Annotated in this window: 14 protein-coding genes; 10 read left to right on the top strand and 4 right to left on the bottom strand. The window is 66.9% G+C overall.

The genetic code is table 11. The annotated features are described in order from the left end of the window. The first annotated feature begins 14 nt into the window (after positions 1 to 14). From lipA to SB764_RS13065, 3 genes are all read left to right on the top strand, one after another. Positions 15 to 1,022 (top strand): lipoyl synthase, encoded by a 1,008-nt coding sequence (gene lipA, locus SB764_RS13075; RefSeq protein WP_065062083.1) that lies wholly within the window; start codon positions 15 to 17, stop codon positions 1,020 to 1,022. A gap of 203 nt (positions 1,023 to 1,225) precedes the next feature. Continuing rightward, a complete protein-coding gene (gene tauA / locus SB764_RS13070) occupies positions 1,226 to 2,284 on the top strand; it encodes a taurine ABC transporter substrate-binding protein (RefSeq protein WP_074981438.1) in 1,059 nt (352 codons plus the stop codon). A gap of 52 nt (positions 2,285 to 2,336) precedes the next feature. Continuing rightward, on the top strand, positions 2,337 to 3,137 hold the full coding sequence (locus tag SB764_RS13065) for a taurine ABC transporter ATP-binding protein (RefSeq protein ID WP_065062087.1): 801 nt from the start codon (positions 2,337 to 2,339) through the stop codon (positions 3,135 to 3,137). A gap of 35 nt (positions 3,138 to 3,172) precedes the next feature. Here SB764_RS13065 and SB764_RS13060 read toward each other — a convergent pair whose 3' ends face one another. Continuing rightward, positions 3,173 to 3,385, bottom strand: a complete 213-nt coding sequence (locus tag SB764_RS13060) for a hypothetical protein (protein ID WP_185496696.1) — start codon at positions 3,383 to 3,385, stop codon at positions 3,173 to 3,175. On the opposite strand from SB764_RS13060, the gene SB764_RS13055 reads away from it, so the two are divergent. The 4 genes from SB764_RS13055 to SB764_RS13040 all read left to right on the top strand — a co-directional run bounded on the left by SB764_RS13055 (position 3,327) and on the right by SB764_RS13040 (position 9,411). Next, positions 3,327 to 4,160 carry an ABC transporter permease subunit gene (locus SB764_RS13055; RefSeq protein ID WP_065062327.1) on the top strand — a complete coding sequence of 278 codons (834 nt, stop codon included), beginning with the start codon at positions 3,327 to 3,329 and terminating at the stop codon, positions 4,158 to 4,160. The genes SB764_RS13060 and SB764_RS13055 overlap by 59 nt on opposite strands. A gap of 348 nt (positions 4,161 to 4,508) precedes the next feature. Next, positions 4,509 to 5,792: a dicarboxylate/amino acid:cation symporter gene (locus SB764_RS13050; protein ID WP_065062089.1), complete on the top strand. Its 1,284-nt coding sequence runs from the start codon at positions 4,509 to 4,511 to the stop codon at positions 5,790 to 5,792. Positions 5,793 to 5,944: 152 nt separating this feature from the next. Then, positions 5,945 to 8,053 (top strand): ATP-binding protein, encoded by a 2,109-nt coding sequence (locus tag SB764_RS13045; RefSeq protein ID WP_410863742.1) that lies wholly within the window; start codon positions 5,945 to 5,947, stop codon positions 8,051 to 8,053. Next, positions 8,050 to 9,411 carry a sigma-54-dependent transcriptional regulator gene (locus SB764_RS13040; RefSeq protein WP_065062091.1) on the top strand — a complete coding sequence of 454 codons (1,362 nt, stop codon included), beginning with the start codon at positions 8,050 to 8,052 and terminating at the stop codon, positions 9,409 to 9,411. The genes SB764_RS13045 and SB764_RS13040 overlap by 4 nt, the downstream gene beginning before the upstream one ends. Positions 9,412 to 9,473: 62 nt before the next feature. Here SB764_RS13040 and SB764_RS13035 read toward each other — a convergent pair whose 3' ends face one another. Next, positions 9,474 to 10,004, bottom strand: coding sequence for a TlpA disulfide reductase family protein (locus tag SB764_RS13035; RefSeq protein ID WP_065062093.1), 531 nt, complete (start codon positions 10,002 to 10,004; stop codon positions 9,474 to 9,476). 266 nt (positions 10,005 to 10,270) lie between these two features. Between SB764_RS13035 and SB764_RS13030 the strand changes: the two genes are divergently transcribed. Further along, positions 10,271 to 10,858 carry a hypothetical protein gene (locus SB764_RS13030; RefSeq protein ID WP_237181310.1) on the top strand — a complete coding sequence of 196 codons (588 nt, stop codon included), beginning with the start codon at positions 10,271 to 10,273 and terminating at the stop codon, positions 10,856 to 10,858. A 414-nt stretch (positions 10,859 to 11,272) separates the two neighbouring features. Here SB764_RS13030 and SB764_RS13025 read toward each other — a convergent pair whose 3' ends face one another. Both SB764_RS13025 and SB764_RS13020 read right to left on the bottom strand, forming a co-directional pair. Continuing rightward, on the bottom strand, positions 11,273 to 12,874 hold the full coding sequence (locus tag SB764_RS13025) for a YifB family Mg chelatase-like AAA ATPase (protein ID WP_410863739.1): 1,602 nt from the start codon (positions 12,872 to 12,874) through the stop codon (positions 11,273 to 11,275). A 160-nt stretch (positions 12,875 to 13,034) separates the two neighbouring features. Continuing rightward, entirely contained in the window at positions 13,035 to 13,292 is a 258-nt protein-coding gene (locus tag SB764_RS13020; RefSeq protein WP_065062099.1) for an accessory factor UbiK family protein, read from the bottom strand. A 625-nt stretch (positions 13,293 to 13,917) separates the two neighbouring features. Between SB764_RS13020 and SB764_RS13015 the strand changes: the two genes are divergently transcribed. Continuing rightward, on the top strand, positions 13,918 to 14,256 hold the full coding sequence (locus tag SB764_RS13015; protein WP_006048089.1) for a P-II family nitrogen regulator: 339 nt from the start codon (positions 13,918 to 13,920) through the stop codon (positions 14,254 to 14,256). A 54-nt stretch (positions 14,257 to 14,310) separates the two neighbouring features. Further along, on the top strand, positions 14,311 to 15,801 hold the full coding sequence (locus SB764_RS13010; protein WP_065062101.1) for an ammonium transporter: 1,491 nt from the start codon (positions 14,311 to 14,313) through the stop codon (positions 15,799 to 15,801). Positions 15,802 to 16,296: the final 495 nt, after the last annotated feature.

Raw genomic sequence — 16,296 nt, 5'->3', positions numbered from 1 at the left:
ACTGGATCGAACGAATGACTGATGTAACCGCGAACCCCGCCGCGAACCTGGCTCCGAGCCCGGCCCCCGCCGACGCCGTCCCCTACGACGCGACCGCGAAACAGAAGGCGCAGGCCAAGACCGCGCGCATTCCGATCAAGGTCATCCCCATCGAGAAGCTCAAGAAGCCCGACTGGATCCGCGTGAAAGCGGCCACGGGCACGTCGCGCTTCTACGAGATCAAGAACATCCTGCGCGAGCACAACCTGCATACGGTGTGCGAAGAGGCGAGCTGCCCGAACATCGGCGAATGCTTCGGCAAGGGCACCGCGACGTTCATGATCATGGGCGACAAGTGCACGCGCCGCTGCCCGTTCTGCGACGTCGGCCACGGCCGTCCCGATCCGCTCGATCCGGACGAACCGGCGAACCTCGCGCGCACCATCGGCGCGCTCAAGCTCAAGTACGTCGTGATCACGAGCGTCGACCGCGACGATCTGCGTGACGGCGGCGCGGGCCACTTCGTCGAATGTATCCGCCAGGTGCGCGAGCATTCGCCGGAAACCCGCATCGAGATTCTCACGCCCGACTTCCGCGGCCGTCTCGATCGCGCGCTCGGCATCCTGAACGCCGCGCCGCCCGACGTGATGAACCACAACCTCGAAACGGTGCCGCGTCTGTACAAGGAAGCGCGCCCGGGTTCGGACTACGCGCACTCGCTGAAGCTGCTGAAGGACTTCAAGGCGCTGCATCCGGACGTCGCGACCAAGTCGGGCCTGATGGTGGGTCTCGGCGAAACCGAGGAAGAGATTCTTCAGGTCATGCGCGACCTGCGCGCGCACGACGTGGACATGCTCACGATCGGCCAGTATCTGCAGCCTTCGGAGCACCATCTGCCGGTGCGTTCGTACGTACATCCGGACACCTTCAAGATGTACGAGGAAGAGGCGTACAAGATGGGCTTCACGCACGCCGCCGTCGGCGCGATGGTGCGTTCGAGCTATCACGCCGATCTGCAGGCGCACGGCGCGGGCGTGGTCTAAGCCGCTTCGTTTCGCTTCGTCGCATTGAAAAAAGCCCGCTGAAAAGCGGGCTTTTTCGTTGGCGCGCGGCATGCGCAGGAACACGCAAAGCAATGCTCCAGCAGCGTCATTAGCTATCGCGGATAAATTAGAACCGGACGCCGCCAGACTCCCTATAGTCGGAACCTTCCATTCAACCTCAGTGGTTCCGCCGGAGTTTTTCGATGAGTCATCGCGCCCGTCAACGTGTCCTTTCCTCGCAACGTCCGCGCGTGCTCGCCGCCGCGCTGGCGGCCACGGCGCTGTTCGCCGCGTTCGGTGCGCCGCGCGCGCATGCCGAGACGCGCGAAGTCGTGATCGCGTATCAGGACATGGTGGTGCCGTGGCGTTACGCGCAGGCGACCGGCGAAGTCGAAAAGGCCACCGGCTACAAGGTCACGTTCCGCAAGCTCGCGAGCGGCGCCGATGTGATCCGCGCGCTCGCGTCGGGTTCGGTGCAGCTCGGCGAAGCCGGGTCGAGCCCGATCGCGGCGGGGCTCTCGCAGGGCGTGAATCTCTCGCTGTTCTGGATTCTCGACAACATCAACGACGCCGAGGCGCTGGTCGCGCGCGACGGGTCGGGCGTGACCAGCATCGCGGGCCTCAAGGGCAAGACGATCGGCGTGCCGTTCGTCTCGACCTCGCATTTCCATGCGCTCGTGGCGTTGCAGAACGCGGGCGTGAATCCCGCCGATGTGAAGATCGTGAACCTGCGTCCGCCCGAAGTCGCGGCGGCCTGGCAGCGCGGCAACATCGACGCGACCTACATCTGGGACCCGGTGCTCGCGCAGGTGAAGAAGAGCGGCAAGGTGCTGATCACGTCGGGGCAGGTGGCCAAGGCGACGGGCAAGGCGACCTTCGACGGCTTCGTGGTCGATCGCGGTTTCGCGAAGGATAACGGCGACTTCGTGGCGAAGTTCGTGCAGGTGCTGGCCGCCGCCGACGCCGATTACAGCGCGCATCGCGCCGCCTGGAACGCCGCCTCGCCGCAGGTGCAGGCCGTGGCGAAGGAGTCGGGCGCGAATCCGGACGAAGTGCCCGCGAGCCTCGCGCTCTACGCATTCCCGACGCCCGCCGAGCAGGCCTCGAAGACCTGGCTGGGCGGCGGCGCGCAGTCGGGCGCGGCGCAATCGCTGCTCGCGACGGCGTCCTTCCTCAAGCAGCAGGGCACGATCCAGAACGTGCTGCCCGATTACTCGGTCGGCATCGATCCGCGTTACGTGCAGCGCGCCGCCGCGCACTGATTAACGCGCCGATATCGGCATTCGTCAGCATACGCACGCGAAGGAGGCGAGCATGAGCGCACTGGATATCCGCGATCTGAGCGTCGCTTACGCGGGCGCGCGTCGCGGCGACGCGCCCAGCGTGGCGCTCGCGAACGTGAACCTGCAGGTCGAGCGCGGCGAGTTCGTGGTCGCGCTCGGCGCGTCGGGCTGCGGCAAGACCACTTTGCTGAACTGCATCGCGGGCTTCATCGAACCGACCGGCGGCGAGGTGCGCGTGAACGGCGCGCGCGTGGCCGGACCGGGCGCGGAGCGCGGCGTGGTGTTCCAGAAGCATGCGTTGCTGCCGTGGCTGAACGTGCTCGACAACGTCGCGCTGGGCCTGCGTTTCCGGCGCGTGCCGAAGGCCGAACGCGAGCGCATCGCGCGCGAGCAACTGGCGCTCGTCGGGCTCGACGATCACGCGCGTTCGCGCGTGGATGCGCTCTCGGGCGGCATGCAGCAGCGCGTGGGCATCGCGCGCGCGCTCGCGAGCGATCCGCAAGTGCTGCTGATGGACGAGCCGATGGGCGCGCTCGACGCGATGACGCGCGAATCCGTGCAGACGCTCGTGCTCGACGTCTGGGCGCGCACGCAGAAGACGGTGTTCTTCATCACGCACAGCGTGGAGGAGGCGCTCTTTCTGGCGACGCGCGTGGTGGTCATGACGCCGGGGCCGGGCCGCATCGAGCACGCGTTCGAGGTGCCGTTCGCGCGCCGCTATCTGCGTACGCGCGACGCGCGCGCGGTGAAGTCGGCGCCCGATTTCATCGAATGGCGCGAGCGGCTCGTGCAGTTGCTGCACGCGGATGCGCGTGAACCGGCGCTGTCGTGAGCGCCCATTCGCGAAACCCATCATGAAGTCGACAGTCAAGGTGATGCGATGAGCGTGTCGCAGGAATCATTGGAAGCGCTGAACGCGCGCGCGTCATCCAGTTTCGAAGGCGCTGAAACCGCGTCAAACATAGCGTCAAACAGCGCGTCAAACAGCGCGCCAAACAGCGCGCCAAACAGCGCGCCAAAGATCGCCCCGCAAGCCGCACAGGTCGCGTCGAGCGGTTCGCGCGCCCGCGTCTGGCGCATGCCCGGCGAAGGGCCGACGGCCGCGCTCTCCGCCGCGTCGGTGGCCGGTCTCGCGGCGCTCTGGTGGCTCGCCACGCATCTGCACTGGCTGCCGCCGCTCTTTCTGCCGACGCCCGAGGCGGTCTGGCACGCCTTCGTCGACGCCTGGCACGGCCGCATCCAGGGCGGCCTGCCGCTCTCGGAGCATCTGTTCTGGAGCGCGCTGCGCGTGTTCGGCGCGTTCGCGCTCGCGGCGCTGACGGCGATTCCCGTCGGCATCCTGATGGGCGTGTCGCGCGTCGCGCGCGGCCTGCTCGATCCGCCGCTGGAGTTCTACCGGCCGTTGCCGCCGCTCGCCTACCTGCCGCTCGTGGTGATCTGGTTCGGTATCGACGAGACCGCCAAGATCGTCGTGATCTGGCTCGCCTGCTTCGCGCCGATCGCGATGGCCGCGCGCGCGGGCGCGAAAAGCGCCACCGTCGAGCAGTTGCGCGCGGCGGCGTCGCTGGGCGGCAGCTTCGCGCAGATCGTGCGCTTCGTGGTGCTGCCGGCCGCGCTGCCGGAAATCCTCACCGGGCTGCGCATCGCCATCGGCTTCGGCTGGACCACGCTCGTCGCCGCCGAAATGGTCGCCGCCACGGCGGGGCTCGGCCAGATGGTGCTCAACGCGTCGAGCTTCCTGCGCACCGACGTCGTGGTGATGGGCATCGTGCTGATCGGCCTGATCGCCTGGGGTTTCGACCTCGGCATGCGCGCGCTCGAACGGCGTCTCGTGCCGTGGAAAGGGCGCGGCTAAAAAGGCGCGCCTCGCCGGAGTGTTTTGACCCCGCTTCCGGGCGGCGCCCGCGCGCCCGGATTTCCGGATTCCCGGACGTATCCAAACCGCATTTCTGGAAATCCAGATTGCGCCACGCCCGATGCGTTGAAAATCCCTTGTAAATCAAGGGTGAGCACGCGCTGCGCCGCTGGCATCAACCTTGCAAAATAAATCGCGCGGCCACCCCGGCCGCGACAAAAAAAAGCAAGGAGACAGCCGATGTCCGATCCCCTCGTCCGGTTTCGCTGATTCCCCCCGTTTCGACCTGTCGCGGTTCGGCGCGTATCCACGCGCGGCCATCGGCTTAACTCATTGCAGGCATCCAAAGTGAAGAAACCTCTCCACAAAGTGCTCTATTTCCAGGTGATCGTGGCGATTGTCATCGGCGTGATCCTGGGCCACTTCTCTCCGGCCCTCGGCATCGACATGAAGCCGCTCGGCGACGCCTTCATCAAGCTGATCAAGATGGTGATCGGGCCGATCATCTTCTGTACGGTCGTGACCGGCATCGCCGGCATGGAAGACATGAAGAAGGTGGGCCGCGTGGGCGGCAAGGCGCTGCTGTACTTCGAAATCGTTTCGACGTTCGCGCTGGTGCTCGGCCTGATCGCCACGCACGTGCTCAAGCCGGGCGCGGGCTTCAACGTCGATGTGAAGACGCTCGACGCCAAGGCCGTGGCGAGCTTCGCGGAGAAGGCGCACGGTCAGAGCACCGTCGACTTCCTGATGCACATCATTCCGGACACGATGTTCTCGGCGTTCGGCCAGGGTGAAATTCTCCAGATCCTGCTGATCGCGCTGCTGTTCGGCGCGGTGCTCGCGCAACTGGGCGAGCGCGGCCGCGTGGTGACCGACTTCATCGACAGCCTCTCGGGCGTGCTGTTCGGCATCGTCAAGATCGTCACGAAGCTGGCGCCGATCGGCGCGTTCGGCGCGATGGCGTTCACCATCGGCAAGTACGGCGTGGGTTCGCTCGTGCCGATGCTCAAGCTGATCGGCACGTTCTATCTGACGTCGATCGTGTTCGTGCTCGTGGTGCTCGGCGCGATCGCGCGCTTCACGGGCTTCTCGATCATCCGCTTCGTTTCGTACATCAAGGAAGAACTGCTGATCGTGCTGGGCACGAGCTCGTCGGAATCGGCACTGCCGCAACTGATGCAGAAGCTCGAACGCATGGGCTGCCCGCGCTCGGTCGTGGGTCTCGTCGTGCCGACCGGCTATTCGTTCAACCTCGACGGCACCAACATCTACATGACGATGGCGGTGCTCTTCATTGCCCAGGCGACCAACACCGACCTCACGTGGACCCAGCAGCTCACGCTGCTCGCGGTGACGATGCTCACCTCGAAGGGCGCAAGCGGCGTGACCGGCGCGGGCTTCATCACGCTGGCGGCGACGCTGGCCGTGGTGCCGACCATTCCGCTGTCGGGCATGGTGCTGATTCTCGGCATCGACCGCTTCATGAGCGAATGCCGCGCGCTGACCAACATCGTCGGCAACGGCGTGGCGACGGTCGTGGTGTCGGCATGGGAAAAGGAACTCGACCGCGACAAGATGCGCGCGGCGCTGTCCGGCAATCCCGAGGAAGTGAGGGAAGGCGCGGGCGTCTAAGCGTTCCGGGCGTTCCGGTCGTTCCGGTGTCTTTCGCGGGCGGAGCGCATGCGCTCCGCCCGGATCGCAGCAAAGCCAGTCGTGCCGGCATAACCGCGGTATTGCCGGCTGTCTCACCGGCCGTATCACCGCTTCACCCAGCATCATGTCCTTTGGCGGCCTCGTGCCGTTGGGCGGCGCGCTGTTCCCCTGCGGCGCGCCGTGCCTCTTTTCCCCTTCCGCTCAAGCCGTCGGCCGCCTCGCGCGGTAAGCGTGTGCCACAATTCTCTCCATCCCCATCCGATTCTCCGGAAGCCGCCTCCGTGACGCGCCGTCTCATTGTGTTCATCGTGCTCGCCGTCGGGCTCGCGGTGGTTTGCGCGCTCGCGTGGTCGCTCGCCTGGCAGACCGGTATCGACGCGCTGCGCCGCAACGCCGCCGTGCGCGGCGACCGCACGACGGCCGCGCTCAAGAGCACGCTGGAGCGCTACGAATCGCTGCCGTATCTGGTGGGCGCGCATCCGCTCGTGCAGGACGTGCTGGCCGATCCGCGCCCCGAGTGGGTGGCCGAGGCGAACCGCTATCTCGAGGATGTGAACCGCCACGCGCGCGCCACCACGACCTACATCATCGGCGCCGACGGCCGCTGCATCGCCGCCAGCAACTGGCGCGGCGCGGACAGCTTCGTCGGCAGCGAATACCGCTTCCGCCCGTATTTCATCGAGGCCGCGCAAGGCAATGTGGGGCGCTTCTTCGGCATCGGCACGATCTCGCACGATCCGGGCTACTACATTTCGCAGCCGGTGCGGCGCGGCGAGAAGATCGTCGGCGTGGCCGTGGTGAAGCTCAATCTCGAATGGTTTCCGGGCTCGGATGCGTCCGAGCCGCTGCTCGTCACCGACGATCACGGCGTGATCTTTCTGTCTTCCGTGCCCGCGTGGAAGTACCGCACGGTGCGCCCGCTGCCCGCCGAGATCGTCCGCTCGATCGACCAGACGCGCCAGTACGCGCGCCAGGACATCGCGCCCTTGCCCGCGAGCGTGGAGCGCGTGCTGCCCGGCGACGCCGACATCGTGCGCATCGGCAGCGGCCTGCGCGCGCCGCGCTATCTGGAAACGCGCCGCGCGCTCGGCGAGCCCGACTGGCATCTGGTGACGATGTCGCCGATCGATCCGGTCCTCGACGCCGCGCGCAACGCCACCGTCATGACGGGCTTCGGCTATGTCTCGTTGTGCCTGCTCGGTTTCTACTGGCGCATGCGCCGCGCGCGCGTGCGCGAAGTGCTGCGCAGCCGCGCGATGCTGCAAAAAGCCTATGCGATGCTCAACGACCGCGTGGCCGAGCGCACCGCCGATCTCTCGCAGGCCAACGAGCGCCTGCAACGCGAAGTGGCCGAACGCACGCGCACCGAGCAGGAGCTGCGCGCGACCCAGGACGAGCTGATTCAGGCGAGCAAACTCGCGGCGCTCGGGCAGATGGCGGCGGGCATTACGCACGAACTGAATCAGCCGCTCGCCGCGCTGCGCAGTTTCTCCGACAATACGCGCGTGTTTCTCGCGCGCGGTCAGTACGATTCCGCGCACGAGAATCTGGAGGCGATCGGCTCGCTCACCGAGCGCATGGGCAAGATCGTCAATCAGCTCAAGCTGTTCGTGGGGCGCGCGAAGCCGAGAAGCCAGCGCTCGCCGGTGGTGCGCGCGCTGGGTAACGCGCTCGCGCTGCTCGGCAAGCGGCTCGAAGGCGTGCGCGTCGACCTCACGCTGACCGACGGCGAAGCCGCGCCGGTTCCGCTCGATCCGCACGGCGACGCTCCCGAACTGGTCGCCCAATGCGACGACCTGCGGCTCGAACAGGTGCTCATCAACCTGATCGGCAATGCGCTCGACGCGGTGGCGGGGCTGCCCGATCCACGCATCGTCATCGACATTCAGGCGCTGCCCGCGACGCTCGCGATCTCGGTGCGCGACAGCGGCCCCGGCATTCCCGACGACGTCATGCCGCGCCTCTTCGAGCCCTTCTTCACGACCAAGGAGATGGGGCAGGGCCTGGGGCTCGGGCTGGCGATTTCGTCGTCGATCGCGCGCGACTGCGGCGGCGCGCTGGCCGCGCACAACGGCCCGGACGGCGGCGCGTGCTTCGTGCTGACGCTGCGGCGCACGCGCATGGGAGCCACTGCGGCTACGACTGCGGGCGCAACTGCGGGCGCAACTGCGGGCATGGGCGAACCGAAGCCGCAGGACACAAGCTCCCGCACCTCCAACCAGGAAGGCGAACGAACATGATCGACACGACGCCCGGCCGGGTGCTCTATATCGAGGACGACGAACTGGTGCGCCGCGCCGGTGTGCAAAGCCTGCAACTCGCGGGCTTCGACGCGACCGGTTTCGCGAACGCCGAAGCCGCGCTGCCGCTCGTCGATGCCGAATTCGCGGGCGTGGTCGTCAGCGACATCCGCCTGCCCGGCATGAGCGGGCTCGACCTGCTCGCGCAATGCCACGACCGCGCGCCCGACGTGCCGGTGATTCTCGTCACCGGCCACGGCGACATTTCGATGGCCGTGCAGGCGATGCGCGACGGCGCTTACGATTTCATCGAGAAGCCGTTCGCGTCCGAGCGGCTGATCGAAACCGTGCGCCGCGCGCTGGAGCGCCGCACGCTGATGCTCGAAAACCTCGCGCTGCGCCGCGAGCTGGCGGGGCAGAACGCGCTCGCGCCGCGCATCATCGGCAGAAGTCCGGCGATCGAGCAGGTGCGCAAGCTGATCGCGAACGTCGCGCCGACCGATGCGTCGGTGATCATCAACGGCGACACCGGCGCGGGCAAGGAGCTGATCGCGCGCAGTCTGCACGAACTGTCGCCGCGCCGCGATAAACCGTTCGTGGCCGTGAACTGCGGCGCGCTGCCCGAGCCGATGTTCGAGTCGGAGATGTTCGGCTACGAGCCGGGCGCGTTCACGGGCGCGGCGAAGCGGCGGATCGGCAAGCTCGAACACGCGGCGGGCGGCACGCTCTTTCTCGACGAAATCGAAAGCATGCCGCTCGCGCTCCAGGTGAAGCTGCTGCGCGTGCTGCAGGACGGCGTGCTGGAGCGGCTGGGGTCGAACCAGCCGGTGCGCGTCGATCTGCGCGTGGTCGCGGCGGCCAAGGGCGATATGCTCGAACACGTCGCGGCGGGCACGTTCCGGCGCGACCTGCTGTATCGGCTCAACGTGGTGACGATCGCGCTGCCGCCGCTCGCGGAACGCCGCGAGGACATCGTGCCGCTGTTCGAGCACTTTCTGCTGGACGCGGCCGTGCGTTACCAGCGCCCGGCGCCGCTGCTCACCGAACGCGACCGCATGCGTCTCGCGCAGCGCGACTGGCCCGGCAACGTGCGCGAACTGCGCAACGCGGCGGACCGCTATGTGCTCGGGATTCCCGACGATGTCGCGCCGCCCGCCGCGAATGGCGCCGACGACGCGCTGCCGCTCAAGGAGCGCGTCGAGCAATACGAGCGCGCGCTGATCGCCGATGCGCTCCAGCAATCGAACGGCGCGGTCGCGCAGGCGGCCGAGCGTCTGCAGATGGCGAAGGCCACGCTTTACGAAAAGATCCGGCGTTACGGGCTCGTCGCGCGCGGCGAGAACGAACCGCGCGCATAAAAAAAACGGCAGCGAGTTTCGCTGCCGTTTTTCATTGGCGTTGGGCTGATGCGCGGGCGATCTCAGGTCGAAAGCGCCTTTTGCAGCAACTGGTCGAGTTCCGCGAACTGCGGCTCGCCCACGTAGCGCTTGAGGATCTTGCCGTTGCGGTCGACCACGAAGGTGGTCGGCGTGAGCTGCACGTTGCCGAACTGCTTCGCGGCGGAGCCGTCGTCCATCGCCACCTTGAACGGCAACTGGCGCGTCTGCGCGTAGTTGGCGACGTACATCGGCGCGTCGTAGTTCATCGCCACGGCGACGAATTCGAGGCCTTCGCCCTTGTAGCGGTTATAGGTCTGGACCATCTGCGGCATTTCCTGCATGCAGGTCGCGCAGCTCGTCGCCCAGAAGTTGATCAGATAGACCTTGCCCTTGAGGTCGGCGGTCGAGACCTTCTGGCCGGACAGCAGCGTGAAGGTGGCGTCCGGCACGCGCTGCTGGCTGCCGAAGAACGCGAAGTAGCCGGCGATGGCGATCGCCAGCACCACGACGGCGGCGGCGATGTTGCGCAGCGCGCCGGAGCGCGCCTTCGGGGAATTCGGGGATGCGGACATGGGTTGGTGCCTCAAGCGCCCACGGGCGCGGAAAGAGCCGGACTGCGTCTGGCAGAACTTCCAGCAAAACAACTGGCAAGCTTTCGCAAATCTTGAGCAAACGCATTGTAGCGCTGAATTTCCCGGCATAGCGGCTGCGCAGGCACATGCCCGGCATCGCAGCGGATAATGGTCCGCACTTTCTGTCATCCCGCACTTTTATGCCGTCACGTTTGCGTTTCCCGAATTTCGTCAGGCTTTCAGGTTCGCTGGACGTCGATGTTGATATGCGCGCCAGGACGCGCAACGCGCTGCGCCGTGCCGCTGCCTGCGCGGCGGGCGCCACGCTCGTCGCCGGGGTGCTGGCGTGCTCGCCCACTTACGACTGGCGCACGGTCGCGAATAGCGCGAGCGGCTATAGCGTCGACCTGCCCGCCAAGCCGGGCGCGGATCAACGCAGTATCGACGTCGGCGGCACGCCCATGCGCATGCGTGTGCAGACGGCCGAAGTGGGCGGCGCGGTGTTCGTCGTCGGCACGCTCGATCTGCCCGACGCACAGCCCGCGACGCAGCAGAAAGCGCTCGACTTCCTGCGTGACGGCCTCGCGCGCAATCTGGGCGCGCCGCCCGCCGCGCATGCGGTGGACGTGCCGCTGGCGGCGGGCGGCGCCGTGCAGGGCATGGAACTCGATCTGACAGGCAAAGCCGACAACCCGGCGGGTTTCGGCAGCGCGGGCGGCAAGGCCGAAGCGCGCACGATCCACGCGCGCATCGTCGCAAGAGGAGCCCATGCGTACCAGCTCGCGATCGTGGGCCGCGAACAGCCGCCCGTCGAACAAGTCGATCAGTTCTTCCAATCTTTCAAACTGTATTGAGGATAACGGAGCGACGCGCGCAAGCGGCGCGAAGTGAATGTGCTCTCCTGGGTTTACCGGCTAACACACGGATTTGATTGAGGGTTTACGGGTTACCCACAGCGCCTGTGGGTAACTTTGTGGAAAAAGCCGCGTCGCTGGCCGCAAAAGGCCGCCCTGTGGGCTTTTTGTTAGATTGGGCGGCTTTCCCGTAGTTTGTTAAATCGAGAAGAATCAATGACTTGCGTTTTGGCTGACAGCTGAATGCGAATCGTGCACGAAAACGGGCTCAACACGACGTTGTGTGCATAAGTCAAGTCTTGACTTCCATTTTTTGATCCGTCTGACGAGTGGCCTCGCGCCGCCGCGGCCCGCCATGCGCGATGCGCGGCGCGCGTTGGCGCACGAGCGTTCGCGCCGCGTAATTGCTGCGCACTACTGATCGGCGAGTGCTCGGCGATACTGCACGGCCTCCGCAATATGGGCCGCCGAGGGCATGGAGTCGCCCGCGAGATCGGCGATCGTGCGCGCCACCTTGAGCGCGCGATAGTAGGCGCGCGCCGACCAGCCGAAGCGCTCGCCCGCTTCGCGCAGCAGCGCTTCGCCGGCGGCGTCGGGGCGGCAGACGGCGTCGGTTTCGCGTCCGCTCAGTTCACGGTTGGTCTTGCCCTGACGCGCGATCTGCCGCTCGCGCGCGGCTGCCACGCGCGGCGCGATGACGGCAGTGGCTTCGCCGGGCGCGGCGGCGCGGCCTGCCAGTTCGGCGGGCGGCAGCGCAGGAATCTCGATCTGGATGTCGATGCGGTCGAGCAGCGGCCCGGAAAGCTTGCGCCGATAACGCGCCGCGCCTTCGGGCGTGCAACGGCAGCGTCCGGACGGATCGCCGCGCCAGCCGCACGGACACGGATTCATGGCCGCGACGAGCTGGCAGGCGGCGGGGAAGTCGGTCTGCCACGCCGCGCGCGAGATGGTGATGGAGCCCGCTTCGAGCGGCTCGCGCAAGGTTTCCAGCACATGGCGGTCGAACTCGGGCATAGACTCGTCGAGAAACAGGACACCTAAATGAGCGAGCGTGATTTCGCCGGGCTGCGGCGGATTGCGCCCGCCGATCAGCGCCGCCGCGCTCGATGAGTGATGCGGGGCGCGAAAAGGCCGACGCCGCCACTGCTGCGGCGAAAAGCCGATCGCACTGGCGGACAGCAGCGCGGCGCTCGCGAGCGCTTCGGTGTCGGTCATCGGCGGCAACAGGCCGGGCAGGCGCGCGGCGAGCATGGACTTGCCCGCGCCAGGCGGCCCGACCATCAGCAGGTGATGGCCGCCCGCGGCTGCCACTTCGAGCGCGCGCCGGGCGCCGCGCTGGCCGATCACGTCGGCCATGTCGGGCAGGGCGCCGGCCGCCGCGGTGTCGAGGGCGCGGGCGCGCACGGGCGCGAGGCGCGCGTCTTCCGCGCCCGCGAGATGCGCGCACAGCGCGCGCAGGTCGGTGACCGCGTAGACATCGACATCGGGCACGAGCGCGGCTTCTGCGGCGTTGTCGGCGGGGAGATAGAGCTGGGGCGTGCGCGGTGCGCACGACGGGTGGAGATCGGCGTCAGTCCGGTCGTGCGCTTCGGCGGCCGCGCTATGTGAGTGCGCATGCGCGCGCGCCGTGCCGCACGCCATCGCGAACGCCCCGCGCATGGGCCGCACCGCGCCGGTCAGCGATAGCTCGCCCGCGAACTCGCGCCAGTCGGTGAGCGCAGCGGCGGGAATTTGTCCGCTTGCCGCGAGGATGCCAAGCGCGATCGGCAGGTCGAAGCGCCCCGATTCCTTGGGCAGATCGGCGGGCGCGAGATTCACGGTGATGCGGCGCACGGGAAAATCGAAGCCGCAGTTGCTGAGCGCGGCGCGCACGCGCTCGCGGCTTTCACGCACTTCGAGATCGGGCAGGCCGACGATGGAGAACGACGGCAAGCCGTTGGCGAGATGGACTTCGACGGTAACGTCGGGCGCGCGGCCAGCAGCCGGCGCGCGGCTGCGCACCACGGCAAGCGACATGGGGATCTCCGGGAGACGGCACACGCGCGGCGCACGCGCGACGTGGAGGTCGCGCGCGGCCCATGCGCCAGGCTGGTGAGGCGCGTGCCCCTTTACGGTTCCTTTTCGAAACCGTTACGGCTCGCTTGCCTTAAGTTGCTTTAAGCAATGACAGAATTGTTCAGGATGACTGGCCAGTGACCGGCAGCTTCTGTTCGAGTTCGGCCACGCGGCGTTCGAGTTCTTCGAGGCGTGCGCGCGTGCGGGCGAGCACTTGCGCCTGCGCGTCGAATTCCTCGCGCGTGACGAGTTCGAGCTTCGAGAAGCCCTGCGAGAGCATCGCGCGCACGTTGCGCTCGACGTCGCGCGCGGGCGAGTTCTTCAGCAGGTCGCTGACCTTCGACTGAATGTCGTTGAATACATCGTTCGGTTGTTTCATTCGCTTCCCCTTCGTTGCACAAAATGTGTGCAAGTTTCGTTTCGACTGTGCCTCGCTTTGGGTCGTGACCGATCTTGGTGCGAAACCCGCAAGTCGGGCGATACCCGTGTGCGCATCTGGTGCGTGGCGCGCGCGGTGCATCCTCCGCGTGCCTTCGCCCTGCCTGCCGCGCGCCTTCACGCGGCCCGCAAGCACGCGCCGAGGCGGCTTTGCGCGGCGCCTGCATGCCTGCGCGATCACGCGAGGCCTGAGAACACTCTAGCAACGATCCCAGGCCGCCGCCACCGCGCGGGCCCCACGTTAGCCGTCCGGCCAGGCGCTGCCTCGGCCGAGCCCGCGCCGCGCCTGGACCCGCTTTGGCGCGGCTTTCGGGCGAATCGGGACGCGGCGAAAAGCGCCTTCGCGCGAGCTTGCGCACGCGAGACGCGCATTGTCCACGGGATAGACCAATCCTGCATCGAACTCCGTCAGAACGTGCGATCGATCAAATTGGCACGGGTGTTGCTAATACCGTCCCGCGCACCGAAAAACGGCTGGCTCGCGGTGCGCCAGCGGGGCGAGACCCGCACCGCAGGCGCCCGTTGCAGAAATAAACACGGGATGAAGCAACTACAGCGAGGACTACATGAAACTGATTACAGCAATCATCAAGCCGTTCAAGCTCGATGAGGCGCGCGAGGCCCTCTCGGCCATCGGTGTCTCGGGGATTACGGTCACCGAAGTGAAAGGCTTCGGCCGTCAGAAGGGTCACACCGAGCTGTATCGCGGTGCGGAGTACGTCGTCGACTTTCTGCCCAAGGTGAAGATCGAGGCCGCCGTGTCGGACGACATCGTCGACCAGGCGATCGAAGCGCTCGAGCGCGCCGCCCGCACGGGCAAGATCGGCGACGGCAAGATTTTCGTCACCCCCATCGAACAGGTCATCCGCATCCGCACCGGTGAAACCGGCGCCGACGCGCTCTGATCAACAGCAGCACACGCGATAGTCGATAGACGAGAGAGACAAGAGGAAACCGAGATGCGCAAACTTTTGATGTCCCTGCTGATGGCCGGCTCGCTGCTCGCCGGCGGCATCGGCGCCGCCCTCGCGGACGACGCTTCGGCGCCGGCCGCGGCGTCGGCCCCCGCAGCTTCCGCTGCGCCTGACGCTTCGGCGGCTGCAGCAGCGCCCGCCGCCTCCGCACCCGCCGCTGACGCGGCATCCGGCGCCGCCGCAAGCGCGCCCGCCGCCGCTTCGGCCGCCGACGCGGCACCCGCCGCACCGACCGCGCCGTTCTCGGTCGATTCGTCGAAGATCAACTCGGGCGACACCGCCTGGATGCTGACTTCCACGGCGCTCGTGCTGTTCATGACGATCCCGGGTCTCGCGCTGTTCTACGGCGGCATGGTCCGCAAGAAGAACGTGCTCGCGACGCTCATGCAGAGCTTCGCCATCACCTGCGTCGTCACGGTGATCTGGACGGTGATCGGTTACTCGCTGGCGTTCACGCCGGGCAACTCGTTCATCGGCGGCTTCTCGCGCGTGTTCCTTGAAGGCATGAACTACATCAAGGGCGACAAGGCGACGACGCTGACGGTCAGCCACCTCGCGCCGACCATCCCGGAAAGCGTGTACTTCGTGTTCCAGATGACGTTTGCGATCATCACCCCGGCGCTCATCACCGGTGCGTTCGCGGACCGCATGAAGTTCTCGGCGATGCTGGTGTTCATGTCGCTCTGGTCGATCATCGTCTACGCGCCGATCGCTCACATGGTCTGGGAACCGACCGGCTGGCTCGCCAGCGCCGGCATCCTCGACTTCGCAGGCGGCACGGTGGTGCACATCAACGCCGGTGTGGCCGGTCTCGTGTGCTGCCTCGTGCTCGGCAAGCGTGTCGGCTACGGCCGCGAAGTGATGGCGCCGCACAACCTCGTGCTCACGCTGATGGGCGCGGCCATGCTGTGGGTGGGCTGGTTCGGCTTCAACGCGGGTTCGGCAGTGGCGGCTGACGGCCGTGCCGGTTTCGCGATGCTCACGACGCAGATCGCCACGGCATGCGCGGCGCTCGGCTGGATGTTCGCGGAGTGGATCGCCAAGGGCAAGCCTTCGGTGCTCGGCATCGCTTCGGGCGCAGTGGCCGGTCTGGTCGCGGTGACGCCGGCTTCGGGCTTCGTCGGCGTGATGGGTTCGATCGTGATCGGCGTGGTGGCAGGCGTGGTCTGCTTCTGGTCGGCGACGTGGCTCAAGCACAAGTTCGGCTATGACGACTCGCTCGACGCATTCGGCGTGCACGGCATCGGCGGCATCATCGGCGCGATCCTGACCGGCGTGTTCGCGGTCAAGGACATCGGCGGCGCCGACGGCAGCGTGATCCTCCAGATCAAGGGCGTCGCGACGACCCTGATCTACAGCGGCGTGGTCAGCTTCGTCCTGCTGAAGGTCATCGACATGGTGATGGGCCTGCGCGTCACGGAAGAAGAAGAGCGCGAAGGTCTCGACGTCATCCTGCACGGCGAGCGTGTGGAATAACGTTCGATCCATGTTTCGATGCATGGTTTGAGGTTGTAGGGCAGTACAGGTAGTACTGGAGCACAGCGACTTGGGCCCGTCTTCATGGCGGGCCCTTTCTTTTTCTGCGGGCGCTGTCGCGGGGCTTGCGTTCGCGCCTCGCATGGCGCGGGAATAAAATCGCGTCGCGCGTGTTAGCTGCGTGCAGGGAGCAATGCGCCGAAGTGGGCGGAAATGCGGGGAAACGCGGGGAAATGCGCAGAAAGGGCGTCGGCTTGGCGCCGAAAAGTGTCCCTTCATTTCGTGGGACTCCATTGCGCGCGACGGCGCACGCGGTCCAGAATGGATATCCACCAGGGATGCAGGGATGGCCGGCGAGTCGCCGGGTGACGCGCGATCCGCGAGCAAGCCGCGAGTAACCCTATAAGGTGTAAGGGGAAAGTGCCTTGCATCCGGCGCAATCGTCCCCAGATAGACCACCGGTTTCCCTACAATCCAATAAGCTTTCGTCCGCGA

The sequence above is a fragment of the Paraburkholderia sp. SIMBA_027 genome, from assembly GCF_046535315.1.
Taxonomy (GTDB): Bacteria; Pseudomonadota; Gammaproteobacteria; order Burkholderiales; family Burkholderiaceae; genus Paraburkholderia; species Paraburkholderia tropica.
The sequence above is the reverse complement of the archived record's forward strand: the minus strand, read 5'-3'. Positions and strand labels throughout refer to the sequence as shown.

What these genes read in the sequence shown, in the direction of transcription:
- lipA (WP_065062083.1), top strand. Translation starts at nt 15, where the DNA reads ATGACTGATGTAACCGCGAACCCCGCCGCGAACCTGGCTCCGAGCCCG.
- SB764_RS13065 (WP_065062087.1), top strand. Translation starts at nt 2,337, where the DNA reads ATGAGCGCACTGGATATCCGCGATCTGAGCGTCGCTTACGCGGGCGCG.
- SB764_RS13030 (WP_237181310.1), top strand. Translation starts at nt 10,271, where the DNA reads ATGCGCGCCAGGACGCGCAACGCGCTGCGCCGTGCCGCTGCCTGCGCG.
- SB764_RS13010 (WP_065062101.1), top strand. Translation starts at nt 14,311, where the DNA reads ATGCGCAAACTTTTGATGTCCCTGCTGATGGCCGGCTCGCTGCTCGCC.
- SB764_RS13040 (WP_065062091.1), top strand. Translation starts at nt 8,050, where the DNA reads ATGATCGACACGACGCCCGGCCGGGTGCTCTATATCGAGGACGACGAA.
- SB764_RS13060 (WP_185496696.1), bottom strand. Translation starts at nt 3,385, where the DNA reads ATGCGCCAGACGCGGGCGCGCGAACCGCTCGACGCGACCTGTGCGGCT.
- SB764_RS13020 (WP_065062099.1), bottom strand. Translation starts at nt 13,292, where the DNA reads ATGAAACAACCGAACGATGTATTCAACGACATTCAGTCGAAGGTCAGC.
- SB764_RS13025 (WP_410863739.1), bottom strand. Translation starts at nt 12,874, where the DNA reads ATGTCGCTTGCCGTGGTGCGCAGCCGCGCGCCGGCTGCTGGCCGCGCG.
- SB764_RS13035 (WP_065062093.1), bottom strand. Translation starts at nt 10,004, where the DNA reads ATGTCCGCATCCCCGAATTCCCCGAAGGCGCGCTCCGGCGCGCTGCGC.
- SB764_RS13015 (WP_006048089.1), top strand. Translation starts at nt 13,918, where the DNA reads ATGAAACTGATTACAGCAATCATCAAGCCGTTCAAGCTCGATGAGGCG.
- tauA (WP_074981438.1), top strand. Translation starts at nt 1,226, where the DNA reads ATGAGTCATCGCGCCCGTCAACGTGTCCTTTCCTCGCAACGTCCGCGC.